11 protein-coding genes are annotated in these 11,455 nt (G+C 45.8%); 1 reads left to right on the forward strand and 10 read right to left on the reverse strand.

Annotated elements, in window-relative coordinates:
* Window positions 1–4: 4 nt before the first annotated feature.
* The 10 genes from ACZ5RI_RS10370 to ACZ5RI_RS10415 form a co-directional block, all read right to left on the reverse strand.
* A complete protein-coding gene (locus ACZ5RI_RS10370; RefSeq protein WP_464512539.1) occupies window positions 5–502 on the reverse strand; it encodes a glycosyltransferase in 498 nt (165 codons plus the stop codon).
* A complete protein-coding gene (locus ACZ5RI_RS10375) occupies window positions 499–969 on the reverse strand; it encodes a UDP-N-acetylglucosamine--LPS N-acetylglucosamine transferase (RefSeq protein ID WP_464512543.1) in 471 nt (156 codons plus the stop codon). Before ACZ5RI_RS10375 ends, ACZ5RI_RS10370 begins: the two co-directional genes overlap by 4 nt.
* Before the next feature lie 111 nt (window positions 970–1,080).
* Entirely contained in the window at window positions 1,081–1,770 is a 690-nt protein-coding gene (locus ACZ5RI_RS10380) for a sugar transferase (protein WP_464512548.1), read from the reverse strand.
* Between the two features lie 417 nt (window positions 1,771–2,187).
* The gene (locus ACZ5RI_RS10385; RefSeq protein WP_464512552.1) at window positions 2,188–3,618 is read right to left on the reverse strand and encodes an O-antigen ligase family protein; all 1,431 of its coding nucleotides are present in this window, start codon (window positions 3,616–3,618) and stop codon (window positions 2,188–2,190) included.
* A gap of 3 nt (window positions 3,619–3,621) precedes the next feature.
* The gene (locus ACZ5RI_RS10390) at window positions 3,622–4,293 is read right to left on the reverse strand and encodes a hypothetical protein (protein ID WP_464512556.1); all 672 of its coding nucleotides are present in this window, start codon (window positions 4,291–4,293) and stop codon (window positions 3,622–3,624) included.
* A 4-nt stretch (window positions 4,294–4,297) separates the two neighbouring features.
* Window positions 4,298–6,511, reverse strand: coding sequence for a GumC family protein (locus tag ACZ5RI_RS10395; RefSeq protein WP_464515587.1), 2,214 nt, complete (start codon window positions 6,509–6,511; stop codon window positions 4,298–4,300).
* 150 nt (window positions 6,512–6,661) lie between these two features.
* Window positions 6,662–7,951 carry an outer membrane beta-barrel protein gene (locus tag ACZ5RI_RS10400; protein ID WP_464512560.1) on the reverse strand — a complete coding sequence of 430 codons (1,290 nt, stop codon included), beginning with the start codon at window positions 7,949–7,951 and terminating at the stop codon, window positions 6,662–6,664.
* A 66-nt stretch (window positions 7,952–8,017) separates the two neighbouring features.
* Entirely contained in the window at window positions 8,018–8,644 is a 627-nt protein-coding gene (locus ACZ5RI_RS10405; RefSeq protein ID WP_464512564.1) for a hypothetical protein, read from the reverse strand.
* A 229-nt stretch (window positions 8,645–8,873) separates the two neighbouring features.
* A complete protein-coding gene (locus tag ACZ5RI_RS10410) occupies window positions 8,874–9,542 on the reverse strand; it encodes a polysaccharide biosynthesis/export family protein (RefSeq protein ID WP_464512568.1) in 669 nt (222 codons plus the stop codon).
* A gap of 46 nt (window positions 9,543–9,588) precedes the next feature.
* Window positions 9,589–10,254 carry a metallophosphoesterase family protein gene (locus ACZ5RI_RS10415; protein ID WP_464512573.1) on the reverse strand — a complete coding sequence of 222 codons (666 nt, stop codon included), beginning with the start codon at window positions 10,252–10,254 and terminating at the stop codon, window positions 9,589–9,591.
* Window positions 10,255–10,616: 362 nt separating this feature from the next.
* Here ACZ5RI_RS10415 and ACZ5RI_RS10420 point away from each other — a divergent pair, with 362 nt between their 5' ends.
* Entirely contained in the window at window positions 10,617–11,300 is a 684-nt protein-coding gene (locus ACZ5RI_RS10420) for a transglutaminase-like cysteine peptidase (RefSeq protein ID WP_464512577.1), read from the forward strand.
* Window positions 11,301–11,455: the final 155 nt, after the last annotated feature.

Raw genomic sequence — 11,455 nt, forward strand, 5'->3', positions numbered from 1 at the left:
CCAATTATGATTTTCGATGCTCTGATGTCGTCGCAATATAACTTTTTAATGCATACAGCAATTTATCCGATGCAGATGAAGATATTTGTTTATTACCAAACAGACGATCTGAATTATCAAGAAGCCTAATCAAATCATCGACATTTTCCGCAACATATATACCGCTATACCCTGCGAATTGCCGTACCGTTGCTAACTGATGATCATTACGATGTTCACCAAGACTAGCTTTGCGCGGCATTATAATGAGCGGTTTTCCAAGCTCTAATGCACTGATGATACCGCCCATCCCTGCATGAGAAACAAAAAGATCTGCATCGCGCTGGAATTGCGCATACTCATCAGGAGAAATATGTGTATAGCATTTAAGTGCTAAGGAATTATACGTAGAAGGACCCACCTGAGCGACAACGTCATCGCGATTGCGGCTTAGGGCCCAACCATCTACCGCCGCAATTAGACGATCAAATGGCAGTTGAGTGCCAACAGTTACGAAGATCACAGTATATCCCCCATGCAAGACAAACCGCTATATTTGGGGACTAAATGCGGCCACTGCGTCAGCCATAGATCTGCACAACGCTTTGCAAGCATGCCAGACATAGATAGTTTTTCAACATTTGCTATTGAATCAATCCATATTGTGTGAGCCCCAAGCAGCTTACCAATATGGAGTGCAATGAGCCCAGGTGCAGCTCCCGTTGATATAATAATCTCAGGGTTCTGGCGAATAATTAGCCATATTAGCTGGAATATTAGAACAATCACACCAAACGCATCCTTTCTTGATGCGTCCCGGACAACACACATTTTTGCACCAGATACCATTGCTTCACTATCGCGCAACGTCGTTACATAACAAACATCATACCCCTCGAATGCAGGCCTTAGTCGAAGAAGCTGCGTCCAATGACCACCGCCGGAAGCAACTGCGAGAATCTTTGCCCGATGTATATTGAGATTTGGCATATTACACCCCTATATCGATGCTTACCGATTGCCCGAAAATTACATCCGATTGAACAAGACACTCACAATACCTGCCCTTCGGCATCGAGATTTTAGATGCAGACTTACAGGTTAATATGCACCATCACGCTTAAGCAGCACGCCAACGGTCTTAATCAAAATAACTACATCAGACCAAAGAGACCAAGCGGAAATGTATTTTTTATCAGCGGCTGCACGATCCGCAAATGTCGTATTACTACGCCCACTAACCTGCCAGAGCCCCGTGATACCTGGACGAACCTGGCAATATAATATGAGCGGGCTACCATAATACGAAGTCTCACGAGGCAACAAAGGCCGCGGACCAACCAAACTCATTTCGCCAAGCAAAACGTTTAACAATTGCGGTAGTTCATCGAGACTAGTTTGCCGCAAAAATCGCCCTACATTAGTAACGCGCGGATCATTCTTAAGTTTAAAATTCGATGCAATATACTCACGATATTCTGGAGAGTTATCACGCGTCCATTTTGCGAGTAGGTCTTCAGCATCTGCCCTCATTGTACGAAATTTTATACAGCGGAATTTCTCACCATGCCGACCAACACGCACCTGTGTAAAGAAGACACTTCCATGCTCAGCTTTAATCAATGCCGCAACGACGACGAATAGCGGGAATAAAAAAATTAATAGTATTGCCGATGAAATAAAATCGAATACGCGTTTTGCATTTTGCCCAAGCCACCAACTCACACTTCTGTCAAACCCGATCTGAATGACCGATTTTTGAATTACCCCTGAATCTGACCAGTCGCTCATGTCGCATAGACCTCGCATTTGCACCCATCACATAGATGGAGAACGTTTAACCAAAACTGGAAACACCAACCTTTACGAACGCGAAAAAAAATTACGGCACGATGCACATCTATACAGTTTGGCTCCCCAAAACAGAAAAACACCAACGCAGCAAAATAAAAAACTACACCTGCTAATACCCATTTTTAAATTATGTACACATCAATAAATTGCTTTTTATACTATAAAGCACTTACTTATAATTTATTTATATCAAATTTTACCAGTAAGTGAACCGTTTTTTATGACCGGTATGTTGCAGATACCCCACCATAAAAAAATAAAAACCATTAGCCGTATTTGCAAGATAGTCCGCGCACGAATTTTACTCGACGCGCACATTTTTTAGGCGCCAAATTTACATTCACAGCAGGCATATCATAAATTTGTTAGCCCTTGTGAATTACGTGACGAACGAGATTGCGCAATTCCAACCCCTAACAATATAGCAAATAGCATAGATACCGCAGGCAGCTGGAGGCTAAAGTCTACGGTGGAGTGAACAGCTACAAGGATCCCAGCAACCCCACCAACTAATGGACAGTACCGCATACGCTTACGCTTAAAAAACCCAACAAAACACAACACAATCCCCCAACTTAAAGCCAACCACCACGCACAGGCAGCTGGCAGACCAACCCCAGCAGCGAACTCCAGATAGTCACAATGAGCTTTATCCATCACAAAGGGGAATATCTTCAGGGCATAGAGTGGAAATATGTCCTGAAAGCTGCCAAGTCCTATACCAAGAAATGGAGAATCATGAATCATTCTGATGCCCCCCCCCCACAGAGCTAACCTAACCTCGTCCGTAGTTTCGGGATCCTGCAGCAAATTCATACGACTTATCAGCGTATCTCCACTCAAGCCGACGAATAAAAACAATGCCATTATACAAATAACAACTGCAATTAACGCATTTCCAATGAAGCGTTTTTTTATAAAAGCAACGAATGCAATGCCTACCATTGCAATGAGTGCAACCAACATCGCTATAAACCCTGCACGCGATGCAGAAGCGATTACTCCTGAGAAACAGAGAATCGTTGCAAGAAAAGCTTTGGCACCACGACCCAAAATAAACTGAATGACCGAAAATGCTCGCAGTCTAATAGATCTTACAGCAACAATGGATTGGCTTCCCTCTGCAGTAAGCTTAGCAACGGCTGCTACAGTTCCAAGACCACAAAATGTTGCAAAGCTGTTGTGCAGAACAAAAGGGCCAGTAACATAACGATGCACACTCGGTGTAGCATAAAAAATATCATGCGCATTATAGCCAATAAATGCAATAAAGAAGCCAAATGCGGAATAAATTGTAACAACCGTAACAGCCGCCTTTAATAATAACTCCGCAAACTCTATCTGCCTTGACATGTCATATGCCAGCCAGAAGCTTAAAGCATAGCATAATAATTTAAGTGCCTCAGCCTGCGTACGCCACGGATTAACCGATACGCTTGCGTCTACAGGTAACCGTAACGTGTCGGCGGCAATCGTCCATAAAGGATGAGCCCAGGAAGATGGAACAACCGGCAGCGATTGTATCCAAGCCCACAAAATAACCAGAAATACGAGACAAAAAGGAACTGCAATACGCTTTATACCTATGACTATATCATTAATTCGGCTTGAAGACGATAGAAGCCACAAAATTACGCAGATAGAAACAAGCAATGCCTGCACACCGGCAGCCCATTCAATAGCCCCCCCCAGCGGAAATGGCACCCAGCATAAAATTGCGATAAAAAGCCATACACATGATGTCCGCAGGGAGCTCATCCGAGAGACAAAATAATTTTTCTCCATATTTCACCCAGCCTTTGTTCTACGCAAATAACGCTGTGTAGCCAGCCATCGGTTCATTTCTCGAACATCGTCAGGTCTGTTCTTAAACGCCAATTTTATAATTTGCACACCATCTGCAGAAGCTAAAACGGCACGCAACTGATCGTGCAAAAGCGGAACATCCCAAAGCATTTGAGCTTGCTCTAGCGTATTTTTTTTTGTTTCAAAATTTAATTCGGTCCAAAGTACAGCCGCATCTCGAACACGAATTCCAATTAACCAATAGTCTCGTGGTGCAAGCATCATTGCTGTAGATAAATATGCTGCAGCTTTCTTTTTATCGTTTTTTTGATAGGCTTCAGAAAGAAGCAGCCATCCTCTAGCCGATGCGGGCTGATGCTTCAAACCGCTTTCAAGAATTTTCACCTGCGTTAGAGGTGGCACCCCCAAATTAGCTGCGGATTCAGCACGAATTATTTCAGCTTCTCCATTATCCCCAGCAGCATTTTTCAGAGCAATCATTGCATCACGATATGTGGACGGCTGTACAAGCTTATGCATAATCAAATAATTTGGAATTGGGATTGCTTTTTCAACAGCAATACCATCAGCAATATGGCTCAGCGAAAAGCTACCAAGGAATATTGCCGGTAACAACAAAAGCAATACCGCACAAAATATCTGGAATGACTTCATAGTTCTAGTCGCTATAATATTTTGTGTAGTTTTGATAGTTTTGGTAACCGTAATTATAATAACGGAACCGCTCACTATCAGCCCGCCCAAGTACGACACCGGCAATATTTGCCTTCACATCAATTAATAAGCGTATGGCATTTGCCGCGGCCACACGGGGTGTCGTTTCCCAACGAACAACAAAAAGCACAGCATCAGCTAGCCGGCATAAAATCCGTGTATCATTAACAGGCAAAACCGGTGCAGTGTCGATGATTACCAAATCATAGAGCTGCTTCAGCTCTGTAATTATTTCGGCAATAGCATTTGAAGACAATATTTCGCTTGGTGTTGCTGAGGGCAGCAGGCACGGCAGAACCGCACAATTACTATATGGATCCTTGCTGATATATTGTTCAATAGGCTCCTTTTCGACTAAGGCCTCTAGAATACCTTTTTGAAAATTACCACCATCCATTAGTTTATGAACATTCGGACGGCGCAAATCGGCATCCAGAATGATCGTTTTCAAACCACTACGTGCTGCGATCCGTGCAAGGCTTAGAGAAATTGTCGACTTCCCCTCACCTGGTACAGATGAGGTCACAATGATTACCTTTGGTGGATGATCCACATTCGATAGTGACAAGCCTAAATGCAGACCGCGTACAGCTTCTGCAAATGATGACATTGGCTTATCAATAATACTTTTAGCTGCATTGACGGCTTTTTTGTCAACATCAACCAACTCTGGCGTGGTAGAAAGCACTGGCAATCCAAGCATACCCTCAACCTGACTAGATGTCCTAAAGCCAGAATCAAGCCGTTCAATAATGAACGCAAATATCAATCCGAACAAAACACCTGAAGGTATTGCCAAAAAAATCACTAACATCTTATTGGGAAAACTTGGTGACGACGGTACTTCAGCATTGGTAATGATACGCGCATCTGGCGTCTGAATACCTTCCTGGTTCTGTGCCTGATTTAGACGTCCAAGAAAGGCTTCATACATGGCGCGCGCCGACGTTGCTGCCGACACTAAGGCTGTCAGCTTGACAGAAGTCTGGTTTTGCCCTGCGCCCTGGCTCTCCAATTCTTTCAGGCTGGATTGTAGCGATGAAACACGAGCTTCCGATGCCTCCACATCACTCTTGACCGACAAAACAATACGCTGGATTTCTTCATTAATTTTAGCATCAAGGTTTGCCTTCTGCGCCTGCATATCCAACATCTTTGGGTGGCGTGGGCCATACTTCGATGACATATCTGCGATTTGTCGTGTTAGATCAGAATCCTGCCCACGCAATGTTGAAATTAACGGAGATGCAACAACCTGTGGGGCGTTAGCAGCCTGCCCAGTATGAGCAAGAGCCGCTAAACGTCCATAATTTGCCTGTTTTTCTGCAAGCTCTGTTCGAGCGGATACGAGTTGATTATTTAAATTTGCAATCTGCTGCTCGATTACCGTCACACCATTGGCTGTGGTGGTAATGTTATTATCTGCTTTGAATTGCTGTACCGCAGCCTCAGCTGCCTGCGCTTCTTTAGACAGATCAGAAATTCTGCCACTTAGCCATGTCGTTGCCTTACGTGTTGCCTCAAATTTTGCTTCCAACTGATCTTCGACATATGCGTTGGCAATAGCATTGGTAATACGCGCGGATTTTACCGCACTTTCTGACTGAACTGAAATCTTAATTGCAGTCGAAAGTCCAATTGGAGTAACAGCAAGATGGCCTAAAATAGTTTTAATTGCTGCGCTACGTTCAGGATTATCATTCAGTACATCATTCTGCGTTTTCGAGCTCGGAAACCAATTCGCCGGATTGATTAGACCGATGGTTTTAGAGATCCAACCTTGCTTTGGATTAAATTCAGGATCTTCTGTGAGTTTGAGTTTATCAACAACACGACCAACCAATTCTTGCGATGTTAAAATCTGAACCTGATTTTGGACTGTAGATGGGTCTGATGGCAGCCCGGAAAGTACCGCAGACGTATCCTCAACACTGTTCTTTCTCTGATCAAGAATTACAACGGCGCTAGAGGAATAAAGTGGCGTAAGTTGCATGACAATCACAATGGCTAATGCCACGATGATTACCGCTGTACCTAATATAATCTTTTTCCGAACCTGGATAACACGAAGAAAATCGATCAAACCAGCCCCTTCAGATTCATGTAATCGATCTTCATCGATGTGAGTGGGGGATTTAATTAAAGATCCAATTTGCATATGCAAGACGGTCATCCTAACGTTTGCGATACATCGCACTTTACATTTAAAAACTGATGCAGCTCACCTGCATGCATTGTGAAATAACTAAGATAATCTGCTACATATTAATGCAACAGATTATCTTTACCGTTCACACCATGAACATTCTCAGACGTGAAGCTTGAGATTAAGATTTATCGTATTGTCACTAAACCCAGCCCCAGAAACGTTCGCACTACGCTTGCTGTAGAGATAGTCAAAGTTCAAGCTGGCGTAACTGTTTACGAGGTAACTAAGTCCGCCACCGCCACTTGGATATGAATAAAGCCGCGAAGTGCCGACAAAACGTGTTTCCATAAACGAGATATTGGCATGCGCTATGACATTACGAAGCACTTCATAATCAGCCGTTAGTTTTGCAGATTTATTGTCGGCAACCGAGGCCCCCGTAATCGTTACATCGTCTAACGTGCGCTTACCACTCAGATGAATTGTCACCAGAGGTGTGGCGTACCAATCGAGTTCCGCGCCATAGTCAAGGCCGGAAATGTTGCTAAGTGGAGTGGTGACATGCTGAGAGAAGTTTTGTTGGATATAACCAATAAAAACCTCACCGCTTACCAGATGTGTTACCTGAAAATCCAACCCGCTATCAACATGAAAGCCATGAGAGGATCGATGCAGCCCCGACCGATCGTAGAAATCATCGTAGTCACGTTCATCATAGCTGGCTTTGACAAAACCTGAGTACCCAGGCGAAAAATCATAAAACGTCTTCGCATAGGCCTGATAATTGTTTTGGTTTCGGTCCGCATTGCTTAGCACACCACCGCCGACACGCGGGGTCGTCTGCCAGTCATAGCGATCAAAGCTCACCCCAAGACCGAAACCTAATCTGTTAGGCTGATAGGCAGATGTTACATCTGCGTGGGTTTGAAAGTAACGGTTTGGTTTTGCCTGATAGCCAACGGTATTGGGCGATGACAGCGGTTCGTGATTTTCACTGTAATAGGAATTAATAGATGCAATAGCTGCGCGGGAGATATCGTACCGCCCGTCACCACCGACCTTAAAGTCTGTCAGGTTTTCTTTTGTATACTGGGTATACAGAAAGCTTTCACTGCCAGCGTAAATTTCAACAAAATGGCGCCCCCAATCAGACTTGAGATAGAGCGTCGGTGTAAACGCCGTATAAGTATCAGCGCTTTTCTCAGGCAGACGAAAAACATTATCGTCATAGGTTCCGGTAACGGCCAGTGTTGGAAATAGCCTAAAACCGGCCAGCGGGATACCCTTGGCATCATATTCCGGGCGCGTTCTGTCCATCACGCTACTATCTTGGTCAACAACGCTTTTGTTGCCAAACGCTGGAGTGTCGGTTGCGAAACTGCCTGGAGTAAGTGCAACCACAGCAACCGTGCAGCTCACTAACAATGCAGAGTGGGTCCGTTTAAGCATAGGTCTCCTCACGACTGGCCAAATGCCGTCGGCATATGAATTTAATGTTTAAACCGTCTGTAGTGCCTATTTAGTGCAAGAAGGATTGAGGCACGTGCCACCACCAACACCGGCACCAGCGCCAGCTGTAAAGCCACCGAAGGCATTACCGCCATTACCGCCAGTCAAACCGCCGCCCGCTTCTGCAGTTGGCGTCGCACCAGAACCAGCAACTGATGCCAGTTTCGCCTGCCCATTTGCCAACGCGGTTGACTGGAAGGCAGCAACCTCCTGAGCACGGCCCACATTGGCGACCGTTTGAGCGATTGCCTGAGCAGCCTCAGCATTGCTTGAAGCAATCGCTGTAGCAGCCTGCGCCAAGCCACCGCCAATCGACGACGCGCTGGCACCGGCTTGTTCAGCAGTGCTAATTACGGCAGAGGTAATCGCTGCGGCCGCTGAGTTGCCGTAAATCGCAAGCGCGTTTGTAACAGCAGATGAGATAGCCGCCGTGATCGCTGCCGTATTGCCATTTGCTGCCGTAATGGCTGCGCTCAGTGATGACTGGATAGAAGCAACTTGCTCTGTAGTCAGAGCCGCGGAGTTTTGTGCATATGCAGGGACACTTGCCAGCACGATTGCCGCAACAACGGACGTCCCCAAGCTCGTCACCATGAACGCAGGAGCGAGAAATTTACGGAATTTCGTGTTCATTGCATTCCCCATACGACAGATTATCAAAACAATACGCGCTTAGCGTGCTTAGTAAAATAAGTGCCTATAAAGTGGAAATTAAGCAAGTACCCACGTGTATTATTTTACTAAAATTTTATATTTTTTAATATAACCCATTAAAAAATAAGGATTTTTTCCATAACTGCCGCCCACTAAATAGTCAGGATGCTACTTTTTTCGCCAAAAAGTAGCATTCCCCATTCCGGGATTAGAAAATCCTTTCGGGTACACGGACAATATCACCGGGCATAATTTTTGTTTTGGCATCTGCAGGCATGACTTCTTCTTTTGATTCCCCATTATGGCGGACATAAACGTCATTACTATTAGCGCGATAGGTATAGCCACCAGCAAGCGCAATGGCGCTAAGCACGGTCAACCCGTTCTCATAAGGATATTCACCAGGCTTATTGATTTCGCCCATGATGTAAAATGGGCGGTAGTTAAGGACCTCAATGTTGACCTTGGGATCTTTGAGATACCCATTAGAAAAAGAGGAAACAACTTCGGCGGTAAATTCATGCAAGGTTAAATTTGCGGCCTTGACCTGCCCGACCAATGGAAGCTGAACTTGGCCCGTACTGTCGACAACAAATTCACCGCTGAGATCGGTTTCGCCATAAACCGTCACCCGGATTTTGTCACTGATGCCAAGCCGATAATGCTCATCAGAAATTGCTGCGCCCACCATAACGGGCGCAGCAACCGCAGCTGTGGGCACAGACGGCACATCCGCGGCTTGAGGTGCTGGGCTCTGGCTTGTCTGGCTCGGTCCAGGAAGACCAACATTCTGCGCATACAGGGCAGATACCGACAAACAAACCGATAACAAGCCTATGATGAGCCCACTGCATAAGGGCAGCTTATTTTTCGTCATCGAATTACCAAGTCCTTCTTAAACTTACGAAACGGCAATTGTTGTGTCACATGTTACGGATTGGAGGATCGGTGTCACGAACACTCAAAAAACGACATGCAGCCCCCTCCAACACCGCTGCAGATAAGCAGCCCGTTGAATACGCACCGGTATCGACACCAATACGGAAAGCGCCTCGCGCAGGAACATCCTGCGGCGTATGGCCGTGCACGACGACTTTTTTTAGTGGAATATCAGACTGCAAAAAAACATCGCGGATCCAAAGCAAATCATCAGGTACCTGCTGATCCAGCGGAACGCCAGGGCGCACCCCAGCATGGGCGAAGTAGTATCCACCAACATCATAATGATCTTTCAGGGATACAAAGAACTGGTGATGTGTCGGTGGCAACTTTTCAGCAAAAATCTGCCTGACAGCCTCGTACGCATCATCATTATCAAAGCGCGGCGGATAGACACCATAGCTTAACAACGTTTCCGCAGCGCCAAAATTACGCCAAGAGCGATACAACATCGCATCGGATAAAAAATCCAACACGGCCTGGTCGTGGTTCCCACGCAAAAAAAAGATTTCCCAATCTGGTACGTTCAGACTGCTCAGCCGTTCAATGACCCCTTTGGAGTCTGGCCCCCGGTCAACATAGTCGCCCAAGAAAATGAGAACGTTCCGCATAACCACACGAGAAGCGTCGGATGTAATTGATGACAACATGCGATCCAACAGATCTAATCTGCCGTGGATGTCCCCAACGGCGTAGACACGCTTCCCGTCAGGTACCCGAAATTCCTCAGACCTACGGCCAAAAAGCCAGGATAGCCCCCCGATTGTCTTCTCCGTTCAACATACCACGTACCAAAGCTAACACCGCAGGTTGACCAAAACAACGCCCCCAAACGACAACGAACATAATACGAACAAAGCAGCTGTCACAATCGTTAAAACTTACATCAATTTAAGATATTCTTTTATTAAAAATAACGTATAACACATTGAAAATAAAAAGAAAAAGCGAGTCCTAAATCTAACAATGTAGCAAAACAAGGCGTGTAGTTTTCCTCCCCATGAATATGGGGATGACCACCATGCGCCACACACTGATAAAGTTTTCCATGGCACTTGGATTGGCTTTCATGATGGCAGATTTTGCCAATGCAGGCTCTGATTCTGTTGCCCTGCCAGATCAGCAAAACCTGACCAATACCGCATTCTTTATGCCTGAAAATGGCCCCTCAGCGGTTATCCCCTTTGGCTACATTGATTTCTGCACGCGCACTCCTTCGGAATGCCTGGTTCATGCCAATGAACCGGAGAAGATCACCCTTGACGATTCCAACTGGGCTGCGCTGCAAAACATTAATGCGTCGGTGAATGATGCCATATGGCCGGAAGATGACCTCAAGCATTATGGCCGCGCCGAATATTGGACCATCCCTACCGACGGTTATGGCGATTGCGATGACTATGCACTCACCAAAAGGCACGAGCTAATTTCTAAAGGCTTCCCAGAACCGGCACTACGGTTAGCAGTTGTCATCACGTCGCATAATCAACGGCACACGGTTCTGACAATATCAACGGATCGCGGAGATTATGTGCTCGACAATCTGACGAACAGCGTCAAGCCTTGGAGCAGGACTGGCTATATCTGGATCGAGCGGCAAATTCCCAAAAAACCGTTTAGCTGGGAAGTTGTTGGAGCGAGCACCACGCAGGTTGCCTCATCAAACAGCGCCCCCACGAGCCAGACAGGCAATTAACCGCCTCTCAGCGGCTCTTAGAGCCCACTAAGCAGCCACTTGAGTGTTGTGGGGGGGGGGGCATTTGGTGCGTGCCTCTGTAACAGCAGCACCACGAACGCACACAAGCACCAGATTGAAACAACCAGCATTTGTCGAGATGCTGGATTTTATAC

Source organism: Micropepsis pineolensis (genome assembly GCF_055392125.1).